General features: G+C 57.1%; 19 protein-coding genes and 1 other RNA gene. 15 read left to right on the forward strand and 5 right to left on the reverse strand.

Features of this window, described 5'->3' with window-relative positions; genetic code table 11:
* From Q0239_RS04550 to Q0239_RS04585, 8 genes are all read left to right on the forward strand, one after another.
* Positions 1-785 (forward strand): LPS assembly protein LptD (locus Q0239_RS04550; protein ID WP_298599093.1); only part of this gene is annotated, 785 nt, incomplete at its 5' end.
* Positions 786-881: 96 nt separating this feature from the next.
* Positions 882-2,225: a peptidylprolyl isomerase gene (locus Q0239_RS04555; RefSeq protein WP_298599096.1), complete on the forward strand. Its 1,344-nt coding sequence runs from the start codon at positions 882-884 to the stop codon at positions 2,223-2,225.
* Complete coding sequence (pdxA, locus tag Q0239_RS04560) at positions 2,225-3,253, forward strand: 4-hydroxythreonine-4-phosphate dehydrogenase PdxA (protein ID WP_298599099.1); 1,029 nt, start codon at positions 2,225-2,227, stop codon at positions 3,251-3,253. The genes Q0239_RS04555 and pdxA overlap by 1 nt, the downstream gene beginning before the upstream one ends.
* A complete protein-coding gene (gene rsmA / locus Q0239_RS04565; RefSeq protein WP_298599101.1) occupies positions 3,250-4,071 on the forward strand; it encodes a 16S rRNA (adenine(1518)-N(6)/adenine(1519)-N(6))-dimethyltransferase RsmA in 822 nt (273 codons plus the stop codon). Before pdxA ends, rsmA begins: the two co-directional genes overlap by 4 nt.
* Before the next feature lie 50 nt (positions 4,072-4,121).
* Positions 4,122-5,333, forward strand: a complete 1,212-nt coding sequence (locus Q0239_RS04570; RefSeq protein WP_298599104.1) for a hydrolase — start codon at positions 4,122-4,124, stop codon at positions 5,331-5,333.
* Positions 5,330-6,373 carry an arginine N-succinyltransferase gene (locus tag Q0239_RS04575; protein WP_298599107.1) on the forward strand — a complete coding sequence of 348 codons (1,044 nt, stop codon included), beginning with the start codon at positions 5,330-5,332 and terminating at the stop codon, positions 6,371-6,373. The genes Q0239_RS04570 and Q0239_RS04575 overlap by 4 nt, the downstream gene beginning before the upstream one ends.
* Before the next feature lie 3 nt (positions 6,374-6,376).
* Positions 6,377-7,630, forward strand: a complete 1,254-nt coding sequence (locus Q0239_RS04580) for an N-succinylarginine dihydrolase (RefSeq protein WP_298599110.1) — start codon at positions 6,377-6,379, stop codon at positions 7,628-7,630.
* Between the two features lie 95 nt (positions 7,631-7,725).
* Positions 7,726-7,950, forward strand: a complete 225-nt coding sequence (locus Q0239_RS04585; RefSeq protein ID WP_298599113.1) for a hypothetical protein — start codon at positions 7,726-7,728, stop codon at positions 7,948-7,950.
* A 90-nt stretch (positions 7,951-8,040) separates the two neighbouring features.
* Here the strand turns inward: Q0239_RS04585 and ssrA are convergent.
* The 4 genes from ssrA to Q0239_RS04605 form a co-directional block, all read right to left on the reverse strand.
* Positions 8,041-8,419: a transfer-messenger RNA gene (gene ssrA / locus Q0239_RS04590) on the reverse strand.
* A gap of 5 nt (positions 8,420-8,424) precedes the next feature.
* A complete protein-coding gene (locus Q0239_RS04595; protein ID WP_298599116.1) occupies positions 8,425-8,757 on the reverse strand; it encodes a 2Fe-2S iron-sulfur cluster-binding protein in 333 nt (110 codons plus the stop codon).
* Positions 8,754-9,845 carry a cysteine desulfurase family protein gene (locus Q0239_RS04600; RefSeq protein WP_298599120.1) on the reverse strand — a complete coding sequence of 364 codons (1,092 nt, stop codon included), beginning with the start codon at positions 9,843-9,845 and terminating at the stop codon, positions 8,754-8,756. The genes Q0239_RS04595 and Q0239_RS04600 overlap by 4 nt, the downstream gene beginning before the upstream one ends.
* A complete protein-coding gene (locus Q0239_RS04605; protein ID WP_298599124.1) occupies positions 9,809-10,849 on the reverse strand; it encodes an aminotransferase class V-fold PLP-dependent enzyme in 1,041 nt (346 codons plus the stop codon). The genes Q0239_RS04600 and Q0239_RS04605 overlap by 37 nt, the downstream gene beginning before the upstream one ends.
* A gap of 119 nt (positions 10,850-10,968) precedes the next feature.
* Between Q0239_RS04605 and Q0239_RS04610 the strand changes: the two genes are divergently transcribed.
* Positions 10,969-11,625 (forward strand): alpha/beta hydrolase, encoded by a 657-nt coding sequence (locus Q0239_RS04610; RefSeq protein WP_298599127.1) that lies wholly within the window; start codon positions 10,969-10,971, stop codon positions 11,623-11,625.
* Between the two features lies 1 nt (position 11,626).
* Here the strand turns inward: Q0239_RS04610 and Q0239_RS04615 are convergent, their stop codons facing one another.
* Positions 11,627-11,833 carry a hypothetical protein gene (locus tag Q0239_RS04615; RefSeq protein ID WP_298599130.1) on the reverse strand — a complete coding sequence of 69 codons (207 nt, stop codon included), beginning with the start codon at positions 11,831-11,833 and terminating at the stop codon, positions 11,627-11,629.
* Between the two features lie 130 nt (positions 11,834-11,963).
* On the opposite strand from Q0239_RS04615, the gene rpiB reads away from it, so the two are divergent.
* From rpiB to Q0239_RS04645, 6 genes are all read left to right on the forward strand, one after another.
* Complete coding sequence (gene rpiB / locus Q0239_RS04620) at positions 11,964-12,416, forward strand: ribose 5-phosphate isomerase B (RefSeq protein ID WP_298599133.1); 453 nt, start codon at positions 11,964-11,966, stop codon at positions 12,414-12,416.
* Positions 12,413-13,717 carry a serine hydroxymethyltransferase gene (gene glyA / locus Q0239_RS04625; protein WP_298599136.1) on the forward strand — a complete coding sequence of 435 codons (1,305 nt, stop codon included), beginning with the start codon at positions 12,413-12,415 and terminating at the stop codon, positions 13,715-13,717. The genes rpiB and glyA overlap by 4 nt, the downstream gene beginning before the upstream one ends.
* A 76-nt stretch (positions 13,718-13,793) precedes the next feature.
* Entirely contained in the window at positions 13,794-14,138 is a 345-nt protein-coding gene (locus Q0239_RS04630; protein ID WP_298599148.1) for a zinc ribbon domain-containing protein, read from the forward strand.
* A complete protein-coding gene (gene nrdR / locus Q0239_RS04635) occupies positions 14,138-14,599 on the forward strand; it encodes a transcriptional regulator NrdR (protein ID WP_298599139.1) in 462 nt (153 codons plus the stop codon). Before Q0239_RS04630 ends, nrdR begins: the two co-directional genes overlap by 1 nt.
* 87 nt (positions 14,600-14,686) lie before the next feature.
* Positions 14,687-14,935 (forward strand): hypothetical protein, encoded by a 249-nt coding sequence (locus Q0239_RS04640; protein ID WP_298599142.1) that lies wholly within the window; start codon positions 14,687-14,689, stop codon positions 14,933-14,935.
* A 40-nt stretch (positions 14,936-14,975) separates the two neighbouring features.
* Positions 14,976-15,379, forward strand: a 404-nt coding sequence (locus tag Q0239_RS04645; RefSeq protein WP_298599145.1) for an RNA methyltransferase, incomplete at its 3' end; no start/stop codon positions are given.

Genomic DNA, 15,379 nt, shown 5'->3' on the forward strand with positions numbered 1-15,379 from the left:
GGCATCTAGGTGGCGAGGCATTTGGCGGCACCCACATCGTGACGCCGCGAGAGCAGCTGGTTGGCGCTTACACTTCATCCACCCTCAAAATGCCAAACGAAGATGCGCGAGCGGTCGATCTCGAGGATAGTAACCTTTTCGCGCTCAATCGCTTTGCAGGCTATGACCGGATTGAGGATAATGTCCGCCTGACCTATGGCCTGGACTGGTCAATCAAAGGCAAGGCAACGAGCTTCGACTTCAACATCGGGCAAAGCTATCGCCTTTCTAACAAAACCGCCATTTTTCCGGACGGAACTGGGCTTTCGGACAAGGTTTCCGATATTGTCGGTCGCAGCGAATTTCGTTTCCGTGATTTCGTGAAACTGACCCATCGTTTTCGGCTGGATAAGGACAATTTCGCAGTTCGCCGGAACGAAATCGATGCCACGGTCGGATCGCGGGGCACCTATGTTCAGGCAGGATATCTGCGTCTAAACCGTGACATCGGTGCCAATATCGAAGACTTGGCTGATCGCGAAGAAATCCGGCTTGCCGGTCGCTTACGGCTTGCACGCTACTGGTCGTTGTTCGGTTCCACAATCATCGATCTGACCGACCAGAATGAAGATCAACTTTCGGTTTCCGATGGCTATGAGCCAATCCGACATCGACTTGGACTGGCCTATGACGATGATTGCCTTTCCCTTGCCGTCACTTGGCGCCGCGACTATCAACCAACCGGTGATGCGCGCCGTGGCAACACATTCCTGTTCAGACTGGAATTTAAAAATCTGGGCGTCTAAGGAAGGCGACCAAGGGGGAAATCTGGCTTGTCAGCTATCGTTCAGCCAGCCCGCCCTATTGCGCGCGGTCTCTTCGACCATTTACGGAAGTAGGAAATGAAAAGCATTTACCGTCTTGCACTGGTGACTTCTACCGCTGCTGTTCTGGCTATGACGCCCGCGAGCAGCCAATCCGTTGCTGACGAGACGGTTCCCGAAGCATCTTTGGACATTCCGGGTGGTGGGCAGTTGCTGGCCAAGCCGAGCGATCCCAATGTGCGCAAGGCAACGGCAATCGTGAATGGTGAAATCATTACCGGCACCGAAGTCGACGAACGCTTGGCGTTGATCATTCTGGCCAATGATGGTCAATTGCCTGCTGAAGAAGTCGCTCGATTTCGTTCGCAGATTTTGACCAATCTCATCGACGAAACGCTCCAAATACAGGAAGCCGTGGCCAACGAGATTGAAGTCACCGATGGTGAGGTCAATCAGTATTTCGAGCGGGTGGCCGCGCAGAATTTCAACCGCACCGTTGCAGAAACCGAAACCTATCTTTCTTCCAAGGGTAGCTCGATTGCGACTCTAAAGCGTCAGATCAAGGCCGAGCTTTCGTGGAACCGCCTGCTCAGCCGTAATGTGCGTCCATTCATCAACGTCAGCGACGATGAGGTGAATGCGATCATGGAACGCATCAACCTGACCAAGGGTACGACCGAATATCGCCTGGGCGAAATCTATCTTTCGGCAACCCCCGAAAATCAGGAACAGGTATATGCCAACGCGCGGAAGATTCTCGAACAAATCCAGCAAGGTGGATCGTTCACGGCCTATGCACGGCAGTTTTCTGAGGCTTCAACCGCAGCCGTAGGTGGCGATCTGGGCTGGGTCCGGATGGAACAGTTGCCACAGTCGCTGGCAACCGCAGCATCACAAATGGGGGAAAATGAGATTGTTGCTGTTCCCGCACCGGGAGGAATCTCGCTGCTTTTGTTGATCGACAAGAGACAGGTTGCAACGACCGACCCCCGCGACTCGGTCCTGAGTCTGAAGCAACTTGCCATAACCTTCCCTGCCGGTACCACAGAAGCCAAAGCGGGCGAGACGGTGAAGCGCTTCAACAGCGAAACCCAGAAAATACGTGGTTGTGGAACCGCAGATGATACCGCAAAGTTGTTGGGGGCAGATGTGGTCAATCGCGATGGCATCAAGGTCCGCGATTTACCGGGACCTTTGCAACAAATCATGCTGGACTTGCCAATAGGGCAGTCGACTCCTCCTTATGGTTCGCTCGAGGATGGCATTCGCGTTTTTGTCCTGTGCGGTCGCGATGCGCCCGAAACGGCGTCGCAGGAATCGTTCGATGATGTGATGTCGCGCCTGGAAGATGAGCGAATCAACAAGCGCGCGCGCCTCTATCTGCGCGATCTGCGTCGCGACGCGATCATCGAATATAATTGATGGCTGGCGCTGACATCAGCCTGCCGCTGGCCATATCCAGCGGTGATCCGGCAGGTGTCGGTCCTGAAATCATCGGCAAGGCTTGGGAAGCACGCAAAAAGCAGAAGCTCAAAAGCTTTTTTGCCATTGGAGATATTGCGAGTTTCGCCCATCACTGGGATGGACCGGTCGTACGGATCGACAATCCGGATCAGGCAGCCGAGCGGTTTGATGACGCTCTCCCCGTATTCCACGTCCATGATTGTGCATCGATCATCCCGGGTGTCCCCGATCTCGACGGGGCGCACTGCGCCTTGCAGGCACTCGAACTGGCAACAGGATTTGCAAGGTCTGGAACGGTAGCAGGGTTGGTCACCGGTCCGGTCTCCAAGGCGCAACTTTACGCGATCGGTTTCAATTATCCCGGGCAAACCGAATTTGTTGCCGAACGGTGCGGCGTAGAACGTCGCAATGCCGTTATGATGCTGGCCGGACCAGACCTTCGCGTCGTACCGATGACGACTCATATTCCGCTCGCCAGTGTTGCGTCGCAACTTGATGTCAGACTGATCCGGCGCAGAATCAGGGCAACTGCAAAAGGATTGGCCCGTGATTTCGGCATCGCCAATCCACGACTGGCACTGGCAGGCTTCAATCCGCACGCAGGCGAAAGCGGCAATTTGGGGCGTGAGGAAATTGACATTTTTGCGCCTGCAATCGCGTCTATTGCCAACGAAGGCTTCAACGTCATTGGCCCCCTGCCGGCAGACACAATGTTCCATGCGGAAGCGCGGCGGAATTTCGATGCCGCACTCTGTGCTTATCACGACCAGGCACTTATTCCGTTGAAGACGCTCTATTTCCACGAGGCGGTTAACATCACGCTGGGTCTGCCCGTGATCCGCACATCGCCAGACCATGGCACGGCATTTGGTATTGCGGGCAAGGATGAAGCACGACCTGATTCGATGATTGCCGCGATAAAAATGGCAGGCGAAGCCGTGGCCAACCGAAAGGCCTTTGCCGAAGCCGCCGCCTGCCCGGTATGAGCCAGCCCCAACTCCCTCCCCTACGTGAGGTAATCGCGAAGCACGGTCTTTCTGCAAGCAAGGCGCTAGGACAGAATTTTCTCTTCGATGAGCAATTGCTTGATCGAATAGCGGCCATTCCCGGCAAACTGGCGGGAGAGAATGTCTACGAAGTTGGTCCGGGCCCCGGCGGACTCACCCGCGCGTTGCTCCGTGCCGGAGCGAATGTTACCGCGGTCGAGAGAGACCGGCGCTGCTTGCCCGCGCTCGAAGAATTGTCGGCAGCTTTTCCCGGGAAGCTTCGGGTAATCGAAGACGACGCCATGAAAATCGATCCCGCGCTGGAAATAGGCGCGCCTTTCCACATTGTGTCGAACCTGCCCTATAATGTCGGCACAGCGCTCGCCGTTGGTTGGCTCAGTGGCGACGAATGGCCTCCAGCATGGAAATCGTTGACGCTGATGTTCCAGCGCGAAGTAGCAGACCGCATCGTCGCAAAACCAGATACTGACGCTTATGGGCGTTTGGCGATATTGGCCCAATGGAGGTGCGAGGCCCGGATTGCGATGCCGGTGCACCGCAGCGCCTTCACCCCTCCCCCCAAGGTGATGTCGGCCGTCGTGCATCTGACGCCTAAAGAGCAACCTGCGGGCGTGCGGATGGCGACGCTTGAAGCGTTGACCGCTGCCGCTTTCGGTCAGCGCCGGAAAATGCTGCGTCAAAGCCTTAAGGGCATTCGGGGCGCAGCGGAGGCGATGGAGCATGCTGGAGTTGCAGCGGAGCGCCGACCGGAAACACTCGCTATTGACGAATGGCTCGAACTGGCTCGGCTGCTCTAAACGCGCCGCTAGGGGTGGCGCAACCCGCTGCATCCCGCTACAGGTATCAAATGCAACCGCTTTCGAAATCGGAGCTCGCAGCGCTCGAACGGCCGAACCATGACCGCATGCTGGCGCAGGTACAAATCTGGGCCGGAATCAACAGCGGGACAGGCAATTTGAAAGGGCTTGGAACTACGGCGAGTTTGCTCGCCGATGCCTTTGCGTCGCTGCACGGCGAGGTGGAGCTGGTGGACCCGGCGCCGGTTGAAAAAGTGCTGGCTGACGGGTCGATTGTCGAGGTCGCGCATGGCCGTCATCTGGTCACCACCGTGCGCCCGAATGCGCCGATCCAGTTGCTGTTGACCGGCCATATGGACACGGTTTTTGCGGTTGATCATCCCTTTCAGGAGCAACGCTGGCTAGATGAAGGCGTACTCAACGGTCCAGGTGTCGCGGACATGAAGGGCGGAATTGCGGTCATGCTTGCGGCCTTATCTGCAGCAGAGACGGCTCCGGAGTTCCAGAAGGTCGGTTATCAGGTAATGATAAACAGCGACGAGGAGACCGGTTCGGCATCTTCCGCTGAGCTGATAAAGCAGTTGGCCAAGGGCAAACTGGCCGCTTTGACTTATGAACCATCTGCACTTCCCGACGGGACCCTCGCGGGTGCGAGGGCCGGAAGCGGCAATTTTTCAATCATCGTGACCGGACGCAGCGCCCATGCCGGACGCAATCCGCAGGAAGGCAGAAACGCCCTGCTCGCGGCAGCAGACCTAGCATTGCGGCTGAAAGCGCTGACTCGCGAAGGCCTGTCGGTGAATCCGGCCAAAATCGATGGTGGTAGCCCGAATAATGTGGTGCCTGACCATGCCGTTCTGCGCGTCAATTTCCGTCCCCATAGTCCTGAGCTTCAGGAAATTGCCTATAATGAAATCAAAAGTTTGGTTTCAACTATTGAGCAAGAGCATGAGGTATCCATTCATCTGCACGGCCATTTTAACCGCCCACCCAAGCCGCTGACTCCCGAAGCGGAGAAGCTGTTTGGTCTCGTCAAGCAATGTGGAGAGGATTTGGGCCTTTCCATCGGCTGGAAGTCGACCGGCGGGGTCTGCGACGGCAACAATATCGCGGCTTGCGGCGTCCCCGTTGTCGATACGATGGGCGTAAGAGGCGGAAGTATTCATAGCAGTGACGAATTTTTGATAACCGAGAGTCTGGTCGAACGCGCACGTCTATCCGCGCTAACCCTGCTTCGGATCGCACAAAAAGGGGCAATATGAAGTTCATTATCCGTCCGGCCAATCTGTCGGACCTGCAACCCATGTATGAAATGGCCAAGCGCACCGGCGGCGGGTTCACCAACCTGCCCCCCGATAGAAAAGCGCTGACCGCCAAACTGGAACGGTCGGCCGAGGGTTTCGCCCGCGAAGGTGAAGGCGTGGGCGACGATCTGTTCGTTTTCGTCCTTGAAAATCGCGAAACAGGCGAAGTTCGCGGCACCTGCCAGATCTTCTCGGCCGTTGGGCAGAAATGGCCCTTTTACAGCTACCGTATCGGCGCACTGACCCAGCACAGCGTCGAACTGGAACGCACATTCCGGGCGGATATCCTCAATCTATCAACCGACCTTGAGGGCGCGACCGAAGTTGGTGGCTTGTTCCTCCACCCCGGCGAGCGTGCAGGCGGTCTTGGCTTGCTCATCGCGCGTAGCCGCTATCTTTTCATTCGCAACCACCGCGAACGCTTTGCTGATCGCACGCTGGCTGAATTGCGCGGCGTGATTGACGAAGCAGGTGGTTCGCCTTTCTGGGATGGCGTTGCCGGTCGTTTCTTCGGCATGAATTTCCAGGATGCGGATGAGTTCAACGCCAAATTCGGTAACCAGTTCATTGCCGATCTGATGCCCAAGCATCCGGTCTATATCGCCATGCTCTCCGAAGCGGCGCGCCATGTGATTGGCGTTCCCCACCCCACCGGCCGCGCCGCGATGCGTATGCTGGAGGAAGAGGGTTTCGCCTGGGAGAATTATATCGACATATTCGACGGCGGCCCGACAATGACCGCGCGCACCGACCAGATCCGCAGCGTGCGCGAAGCCAAAGACGCCCAAATCGTCGAGATCAGCAACGCCTTGGGTGACCCGCATGAAGGAAAGGCTGGCGGAACCAAGATGCTGGTCACACATGGCTTGCTTGAGGATTTCCGCGCTTCCTATGGTTGGGTCGAAATCACGGACAATGGTGCCATTCTGGACGGCCAATGTGCCGAAAATCTGGGAGTCATGACCGGCGACACCATCACTTTTGTCCCGAGGTGGTAAGCGATGGCACTGGTTGAAATCAATTTCGATGGGATTATCGGACCAAGTCACAATTATGCTGGATTGAGCCCGGGCAATATTGCCTCCGCCAATAATGCCGGGGCGATTTCGCAACCGCGCGCAGCGGCTTTGCAGGGTATCGAAAAGATGCGAGCCAATCTCCGTTTGGGATTGGCGCAAGGCTTTTTCATGCCTCTCGACAGGCCGAACAAAGCATGGCTTGCGGGTTTAGCGACCGACATGGCCAACGCAGAACTACATATCCGTGCCGCGGCCTTTTCAGCGTCGGCAATGTGGGCTGCCAATGCGGCTACCGTTTCTCCCGCTCCTGATACGTCGGATGGAAAATGCCATCTTTCGGCGGCTAATCTGCTCACAATGGCCCATCGCAGCCATGAATGGACTGGAACACTCGCCCAGTTGAAACTGGCCTTTGCTGATGAGCAGCATTTTGCCGTGCACGGCCCGGTACCCCCGCCTTATGGCGATGAAGGCGCTGCCAATTTCATGCGACTATGCCCTTCGCATGGCGAAGCAGGCGTGGAAATCTTTGTCTATGGCAAATCGGGAGGTCCCTTCCCTGCCCGACAGCATATTGAATCGTCAAAGGCGATTGCGCGTGCGCACCAGCTCGATCCCGAACGCACACTTTTCATCCAGCAGTCGGAAGCCGCGATTGCAGCGGGGGCATTCCACAATGATGTGGTTGCAGTCGCCAACGAACGCGTGCTTTTTACCCACGAACAGGCCTTTGAAGAGCCCGAAGCGGCCTATGCAGCGATCCGTACGAAGATGCCGGAGGCGGAAATCGTCATCGTTCCCGCTGATCGGGTGAGCCTTGCCGACGCCGTACAAAGCTATCTGTTCAACGCGCAATTGGTGACTCTGCCATCCGGCGAAATGGCCTTGATCCTGCCAACCGAATCGCAATCTAATCCCAATGTATGGGGTTGGCTCGAAGAGCATGTAGCCGGCAATGGCCCTATCCGCCGTCTGGTTCCGGTTGATGTGCGTCAATCGATGGCCAATGGTGGCGGTCCGGCATGTCTTCGGCTGCGCGTGGTGGCGAACCCAACCACGGTAGATCAGCGTTTTATCGCGGATGAGGCAAAACTTGACCGGATCGCAGAGGTTATTGCCCAATATTGGCCGGAGAGCATCGCTCCAGACCAGATTGGCAACTCCGCGCTTGTCGAGCAGGTACAAAATGCGCGCCTTGCTATGCTCGAAGCCTGCGATCTTTCTGCACTCGCCTGAGTGTCGAAAGATTTTACAAAACGCTTCGCCGTTAACCATCAAGGCTATTGGTAAAGCTGAACTGGCACGCGGTTTGCCTATACGCGTGTTAACCTATGAAAAAATTCGCGCGCCTTTTCCAGATCAAGACCAAGACCGAGGTCTTCCTGATCACCTATGCACTCGGACTAGGCGCGGTGAAGCGCGGGGAGGTCTATCTGACCCAATTTCCCGGCTTTGGGGGCAAACTGCTTTTCCTCTGCTGCCTGGGTGCCGTCGTAGTGGCCGCGGCAAAGATGCTAGAGGCTGTCGAATTGCAGCAGATGTTCGGCAGCGATTAGGTCCCCGGATTCTGTTGCCCGGCAGATACTTTGATTACGTATTTTCGAACCGAAAAACCGGTTCCCACTTTTTCTGAAAATACTTGGGGTGGTGGGGGGTTTCTGTTGCCCGGCACCCCCCGGCCGCTGTAACCTTTCTGTTGCCCGGCCGGTTCGGCCGCGTTCTTTTAGAATAATTCTAGACCGTGAGGCCCGGAATTATGCTGCGAGAGCAAGTGCTTCGTTATCGTTGGCACTTATGAGTTTTGAACCATTTCACGGCTTATTCATGCCGGGCAAAAACAATGCTTTTCAACGCACGTCGATCCTAGTTCAGCCCCGTCAATTGCCCCGTTTTGCGGGAAAAATGGTGGAGCTGCCGGGTACCGCCCCCGGGTCCGCTGCATCTATTGCACATCGCAATTTATCGCCATAGTCCGGCGAACCGGACGCGACCTATATAGGCGATTTTGGGTGAATTGGAAGTGAAGGGCTTCAAATTCCCTGCATGTTGCGGCTCTCGGCGGGGATGTGCACCACCAGACCGTCCATTTCCGCCGTCAGATCAATTTGGCAGGACAACCTGCTGGTCCGCCGTGCACCGCTGGCAAGATCGAGCATGTCTTCTTCATCTTCACTGGCGGCGGGAAGTTTGTCGAACCACTCCTTCGCGATAACAACATGGCAGGTGGAGCAAGCCATCTGGCCCTCGCAGGTGCCCTCTAGGGGCTGGCCGGCGTTTTGCGCCACTTCAAGCAGGCTGTCGCCTTCTTTGGCATCCACCGTTTGAGTCGTTTCGCCATCCGGGCTGATGAAATGGACTTTCATGCCAACTGCCTTTCCGCCGCCGCATTGATCAGTTCTGCCGCGCGTTCAATTTCTTCAAGCGTCGTATAGCGTCCGAAGCCAAGGCGAATAGAGGATTTTGCCTGTGCGTCTGTCAATCCGATCGCGCGAAGCACATGGCTCGGTCGGCCCGAACCGCTGGCACAGGCACTTCCGGCGGAAAATAGAACCTCGCGGCATTCCGACATCAAACGACCGACATCCACGCCGTCGCGCCGAATGTTCAAATTGCCCTTGTAGCGATTTGTGGTGGAGCCATTGATGGTCCAGTCGGAAAATAGTTCCATCGCGCGACCCCAAAGCTCGATGACATGCATGGAATCCTGCTCCATCCGCTTCTCCGCAAGCGCAGCAGCCGCACCAAAGCCGACGCAAAGGGCGGGCGATAACGTGCCCGAACGTAATCCTTGCTCCTGCCCACCCCCGTGGATCAGCGGTTCAAGCTTGATGCCATCGCGCACCCACAACGCTCCGATGCCTTTTGGCCCGTGGATCTTGTGCGCCGAGATGGCGATCATGTCCGGGCCTTCGGGGATCGGGATGCGGCCATAGCCCTGCACTGCATCGCATAGCAGCAATCCACCTTCAGAATGTGTTGAGGCAGCCAAATCGCCCACTGGCTGGATCGTGCCAATTTCATTGTTCACCAGCATAGCAGCGAATAAACCGGACGAAGCGGGAGCGTTCGCAACCAACCCATCTTCATTAATGGTTAGATTGTCGCCACCAAGATACTCCACACAATCGAGCACAGCGGCGTGTTCGCTTGCCAGAGCCGATACCGGCAAACCGCAGCCCTTGATGGCAAGATTGATGGCTTCAGTGGCGCCGCTTGTAAAAATCACACGCCCGCCCGAAGGCAGAAGCGCCGCTACCTGCTCGCGCGCCGCCTCAACCGCCGCCGCGGCCTTGCGTCCACCAGTATGCGCACTGTGCGGATTCCAGAAATTGTCTCTGAGCCAAGGCTCCATCGCTGCAAACACCTCGGGCGCGAGCGGCGTCGTTGCCTGATAATCGAGGTAGATGCTCGCGCTCATGCTGCCCCCGCGCGTTCCCGAATGGCTATCCATGCCGCAACGAATCGGTCGATATCTGATTCACAAGTCTGCGGGCCGAAACTGACGCGGACAACTTCACCCGCCGCCTTTGCATCCCAGCCCATAGCGGTCAGCACATGGCTGGCTTTCAAAGTTCCGGACGAGCACGCACTGCCTGCGGAAACCGCAATTCCAGCGAGATCGAAGGAAATCAGCTGACTCGATGCAGAAACGCCCGGCATCCGGTAGCTGCCAATCGTCGCAAGGCGCGGAGACGCCTTACCGACAACCTCACCACCCGCCGCCTCGATTGCGACATCAAGCTTGGCGCGAAGCTTGATCGCCTGCTCCAGCCAGTCAATGCCTGCTTCCAACGCAGCAGCAAGGCCGAGCACGGCCGGCAGGTTTTCGGTACCCCTGCGATATCCCTTTTCCTGCCCGCCAGTTGGCTTCAGCAACCCCAGATCTTTTGTCAGCAATGCCCCCAGACCTGGCGGGCCGCCAAGTTTATGTGCGGAGAGGATGATGATATCCGCATCGGGCAAAGGCAATTTCCCGGCACCCTGTGAACAATCCGCGACCAACAGCCCTCCACCTTCGCGAATAACCCGCCCCAGCTCGTCCAGCGGCTGGATTATGCCGGTTTCGTTGTTCACTTGCTGGATGGCGTAGCGCCTGCCCTTCGCTATCGATCCAAGTTGCGCGATGCCCTTCGCATTAACGGAGATGCGTGCCTCGTCGCCGACTGCGGATAGAACAGCATCATGCTCCACCGCGCTGGCAACCGCATCAAAGCCATTAAGCGCCAGCGCAATCGCTTCACTGGCCCCGCTGGTGAAAAGGATTTCTCCATCCCAATCCAAGGCTTTGCCGATGCGTTTACGGGCATCCTCCAATGCCGCGCGCGCCGCCCTACCCTCGCCATGCGGGCTTGACGGGTTGGCCCAGCGCGCCAGTGCGTCCGCCATTGCCTCTCGTACTACCGGCAACACAGGCGTCGTTGCGGCATGGTCCAGATAGAGACGATCGGGCTTCATTGCAGGCTAAGCTGTCCGTTAAGGTTGCGAAAATCGCAATCGCTTCTATATAGCCGGTCGACCGCTGCCTAGCCCGAAGGGTAACGTGGCCCGATAATTCCTCTGTTTAGAAACATCTTATGCCAGCCATTGCCATCCCCGGTCCTGAAGGCCGTATCGAAGCCCGTTTCTCTCCGCCGCCGCGTCCGCGCGCACCGGTTGCGATGATTCTGCATCCGCATCCGCAAGCAGGCGGGACGATGAATGACCGTATCACGCAGGCGATGTACAAGATTTTTGTTGCGCGCGGTTTTGCCGTGTTGCGCTTTAACTTCCGCGGCGTTGGCCGCAGTGAAGGCGAATTCGATAACGGCATTGGCGAGCTTTCCGATGCAGCGGCAGCGCTGGATTGGGTGCAGGCCTTCCATCCCGAAGCCAGCTCGACATGGATTGCAGGGTTCAGCTTTGGCGCTTGGATCGGCATGCAGTTGCTGATGCGTCGCCCCGAAGTACGCGGATTCATCTCGGTTTCGCCGCCTGCGAACATGTATGATTTCAGCTTCCTGGCACCTTGCCCCTCTTCGGGCATCATCATCCATGGCGCACAGGACGAGGTGGTGTCGCCGAACTCGGTGCAGAAGCTGGTCGACAAGCTGCGCACGCAGAAACACATCACCATCCACCATGATGAAATCCCGCGCGCCAACCATTTCTATGAAAATGAAATGGAATTGCTGCTGGCGTCGGTCGAGAATTATCTCGACATGCGCCTTGATCCGGCCTGCCCGATCAAATGATTTATTGGGGCTGGTCGCTCGATTCCACGAGCGACCGGCCCTGATCGTCTGGCACCGTCCAGATCGCAACATTGGCGAACAGCACAAGTGCGGCGGCGATCATCAGCCAGACTTTCTGGCCTAGCCCATCGCGTTTCCAAAGTTTCCAGGCGCCCCAAAGGAGCGCGAAACCGCCTAGCATGGCTATGGATAAGATAATGGCTGTCATCCTGCGTCGATAAAAGCTGTGGAAGGCGCTGGTCAAGCCGAGATGCCAGCCAAATATGGCATGGTCTTTTTCCGGCCCCTATCCTAGAGAGCGCGCAATCCCGACTCGCCCGAGTGGAAAGGCCGCCACCATGCGTATTGCCATTGCCTCAGACCATGCCGCACTTGCGCTGAAATCCGCGCTGGTAGTGCATTTGCAGGAGGGCGGGCATGACGTGGCCGATCTTGGACCTTATGACGAAGCATCGGTGGATTATCCCGATTTTGGCTATAAGCTGGCCGCAAGCGTTGCCGCCGGCGACGCGGACTATGGCGTTGCGCTTTGCGGATCGGGCATTGGTATTTCAATTGCGGTGAACCGGAACCCTGCCTGCCGCGCAGCCCTGGTTTCCGAACCCCTGTCAGCTAAGCTCGCCCGCGAACATAATGACGCGAATGTCATCGCCATGGGCGCGCGCCTGACCGCCATCGATATGGCAAAGGCCTGCCTCGATCCATTCCTACCCACGCCCTTCGCCGGGGACCGCCATGTCCGCCGCGTGGGCAAGCTATCCAATCCCGACTTCGCAAAGGATCCCGTATGACCGCCTCTGCCGCCAATGACGTCCAACCGGACGGTTTCTTCACCCAGAGCCTTGCCGAACGCGATCCCGAAATCGCGGGCTGGATTGCGCAGGAGCTGAAACGCCAGCAGGAAAAGATTGAGCTGATCGCGTCGGAAAACATCACCTCGCGCGCGGTGCTTGAGGCGACCGGATCGGTTCTGACCAACAAATATGCCGAGGGCTATCCCGGCAAGCGCTATTATGGCGGCTGCGAATATGTCGACGAGATCGAAACGATCGCGATCGAACGCGCCAAGAAACTGTTCGGTTGTGGATTCGCCAACGTGCAGCCCAATAGCGGTAGCCAGATGAACCAGGCGGTGTTCCTTGCACTACTGCAACCCGGCGATACTTTCATGGGGCTGGACCTCGCCGCTGGCGGTCACCTTACGCATGGCAGCCCGGTGAACATGTCGGGTAAATGGTTCAATCCGGTGTCCTATGGCGTTGATCGCGAAAGCCACCGCATCGATTTGGACGAGGTCGCCCGCATCGCTCGCGAAAATAAGCCGAAGCTGATCATTGCAGGCGGAACCGCTTATTCCCGCATCTGGGATTGGGCAGCCTTCCGGGCGATTGCCGATGAAGTTGGCGCACTCCTGTTGGTCGACATGTCGCACATTTCGGGCCTTGTTGCTGGTGGCGCACATCCCTCACCGATTCCGCACGCGCATGTCGTGACCACGACAACGCACAAATCGCTACGCGGCCCGCGTTCAGGCGTCATCCTGTCGAATGACGAGGCCATCGCAAAAAAGATGAACTCGGCCATCTTCCCCGGCCTGCAAGGCGGCCCGTTGATGCACGTCGTCGCGGCCAAGGCCGTTTGCTTTGCCGAAGCGATGCGCCCTGAATTCAAGACATATGCCGCCAGCGTCGTCGAGAATGCCAAAGCACTGGCTGCCAGCCTCCAGGAACAAGGTCTCGATATCGTCTCGGGCGGTACCGACAACCACTCGATGCTGGTTGACCTGCGCCCGAAGCAGGCAAAAGGTAAGCATGCGGAGCATGCGCTGGACCGTGCGTCGATCACCTGCAACAAGAACGCCATTCCCTACGATCCGGAAAAGCCGTTCGTCACCTCGGGCCTGCGCCTTGGCACTCCGGCGGGCACGACGCGCGGATTCGGCCCTGCCGAGTTCCGCGAAATTGGCCGTATGATCGCCGATGTTGTCGAAGGACTGCGCAAAAATGGTGAGGCTGGAGATGGTCAGATCGAAGCGCGGGTGAAGGAAGAAGCAGAGGCATTGTGCGCGCGCTTCCCGATTTATCCGTCCTGAGCTATATTCGCACTTGAAATGGGAAAGTGACTTACTCATCTAATACAGAGATGAAGGGAGACGGATAATGTCCCAGATGTGCAATGAATGTGCGACCGAGATCAACGAAGGCATGAAATTCTGCCCGAGTTGTGGCGCGAAAACCCCTGAAAAACTGTCTGAAGAGAGCATTCCAAACCAAGCCAAGCATTATGTCGGCGAAGCTGCTGATGAGCTTTGGGGTGCGACCAAGGACGCGTTCCACACTGGAAAGCACCTCGCCGATCAAGATACGGTCAAGAAGGTCGCCGGCGGTGCTGCTATCGGTGCCGCGGCCAGCATATTGGCACCCATCGGCCTTGCAACCGGCGCCGTGATTGGTGCAGGCATTGTTGCCTACCGGCATGTGAACAAGAAAAAAGCACAAGAAAAAGACAAATAATGCGTTGCCCCTTTTGCGGACATGATGACAGCCAGGTAAAGGACAGTCGCCCGACCGAGGATGGCGCAGCCATCCGCCGGAGGCGGCAATGCGAAGGCTGCGGAGCGCGTTTCACGACCTTTGAACGCATCCAGTTGCGCGAACTGACCGTCCTGAAAACCGAAGGTCGCCGTGAACCTTTTGAACGCGAGAAACTGGAACGATCGGTTGCTGTTGCATGCCGAAAGCGCCCGATAGAGCAAGCGCAAATCGAGAAGCTGGTATCAGGTATTCAACGCCAGCTGGAAACACTCGGAGAAACCGAAATCGAATCCGCGCGCATCGGCCAGTTCGTGATGGAAGGTCTAAAGGGCCTGGATACTGTGGCCTATATCCGCTTTGCCAGCGTTTATAAGGAATTTGCCGAGGCCAAAGATTTCGAAGAGTTTGCGGGCAACGTTGCGGAAGCGGCAAAAAAGTAATTCGCAAAAACGAACCGGTACATTTTCGAAGTTGCGCTGCGGTAACTCAAATCTTGGCTTATCGATCTTAGTGCTTGGAGGTTGATAATGCTGACGCCGCTCTTCTTAATGTTGCTAGCTTCGGGTGACACCGGAAGCCAAAAGCCCGTGGCCGTCAAGGCTGTAGATCACGATCCCATCATTTGCCGGACCTATGAAACAACGGGCACCCGACTTGGTCGTAAAAGAGTGTGCATGCGCAAAAGCGATATGGTTCGCGACGAATTTGAGAACCAGAAGACCCTCGAAAAGAGCATGATTGATGTGAAGCCGCGTTTTGAAGGCACCGGTCAGTAAGCTTTCCAACGCCATAGATATGGCCTAGGGGGCGCGGATTATGCCCCCAATAGTGATCCTAGTCCGACCGCAACTTGGCGAGAACATCGGCAAGGCCGCGCGCGCCATGCTGAATTTCGGGTTGAGCGAGATGCGAATCGTCAACCCGCGCGATGGCTGGCCGAATCCTTCAGCTGGTCCTGCTGCATCGGGTGCGGATATTGTGCTGGAACAAGCGCAAGTCTTCGACACCCTGGCTGAAGCCACCGCAGACATCAGTCATGTTTACGCAACCACCGTACGCAAACGCGGTGTCACCAAGCCGGTGCTCACACCCGAAGAGGCTGCGGGCGAAATCGTTACCGCACAAGGGCGTAGCGCGATTCTTTTCGGCGCCGAGCGGTCGGGTCTGGAAACCGACGAAGTCGCCATTGCACGCAGCATCATCACTGTACCAATCAACCC

Origin of the sequence: uncultured Sphingorhabdus sp. (genome assembly GCF_937872355.1) — a bacterium.
Classification (GTDB): domain Bacteria; phylum Pseudomonadota; class Alphaproteobacteria; order Sphingomonadales; family Sphingomonadaceae; genus Sphingorhabdus_B.

Coding starts and splice junctions, on each gene's coding strand:
- glyA (WP_298599136.1), top strand. CDS start 12,413: ATGACCGCCTCTGCCGCCAATGACGTCCAACCGGACGGTTTCTTCACC.
- Q0239_RS04630 (WP_298599148.1), top strand. CDS start 13,794: ATGTGCAATGAATGTGCGACCGAGATCAACGAAGGCATGAAATTCTGC.
- Q0239_RS04615 (WP_298599130.1), bottom strand. CDS start 11,833: ATGACAGCCATTATCTTATCCATAGCCATGCTAGGCGGTTTCGCGCTC.
- rsmA (WP_298599101.1), top strand. CDS start 3,250: ATGAGCCAGCCCCAACTCCCTCCCCTACGTGAGGTAATCGCGAAGCAC.
- rpiB (WP_298599133.1), top strand. CDS start 11,964: ATGCGTATTGCCATTGCCTCAGACCATGCCGCACTTGCGCTGAAATCC.
- Q0239_RS04580 (WP_298599110.1), top strand. CDS start 6,377: ATGGCACTGGTTGAAATCAATTTCGATGGGATTATCGGACCAAGTCAC.
- Q0239_RS04610 (WP_298599127.1), top strand. CDS start 10,969: ATGCCAGCCATTGCCATCCCCGGTCCTGAAGGCCGTATCGAAGCCCGT.
- Q0239_RS04640 (WP_298599142.1), top strand. CDS start 14,687: ATGCTGACGCCGCTCTTCTTAATGTTGCTAGCTTCGGGTGACACCGGA.
- Q0239_RS04600 (WP_298599120.1), bottom strand. CDS start 9,845: ATGGATAGCCATTCGGGAACGCGCGGGGGCAGCATGAGCGCGAGCATC.
- nrdR (WP_298599139.1), top strand. CDS start 14,138: ATGCGTTGCCCCTTTTGCGGACATGATGACAGCCAGGTAAAGGACAGT.
- Q0239_RS04605 (WP_298599124.1), bottom strand. CDS start 10,849: ATGAAGCCCGATCGTCTCTATCTGGACCATGCCGCAACGACGCCTGTG.
- Q0239_RS04585 (WP_298599113.1), top strand. CDS start 7,726: ATGAAAAAATTCGCGCGCCTTTTCCAGATCAAGACCAAGACCGAGGTC.
- Q0239_RS04575 (WP_298599107.1), top strand. CDS start 5,330: ATGAAGTTCATTATCCGTCCGGCCAATCTGTCGGACCTGCAACCCATG.
- Q0239_RS04595 (WP_298599116.1), bottom strand. CDS start 8,757: ATGAAAGTCCATTTCATCAGCCCGGATGGCGAAACGACTCAAACGGTG.
- Q0239_RS04555 (WP_298599096.1), top strand. CDS start 882: ATGAAAAGCATTTACCGTCTTGCACTGGTGACTTCTACCGCTGCTGTT.
- Q0239_RS04570 (WP_298599104.1), top strand. CDS start 4,122: ATGCAACCGCTTTCGAAATCGGAGCTCGCAGCGCTCGAACGGCCGAAC.
- pdxA (WP_298599099.1), top strand. CDS start 2,225: ATGGCTGGCGCTGACATCAGCCTGCCGCTGGCCATATCCAGCGGTGAT.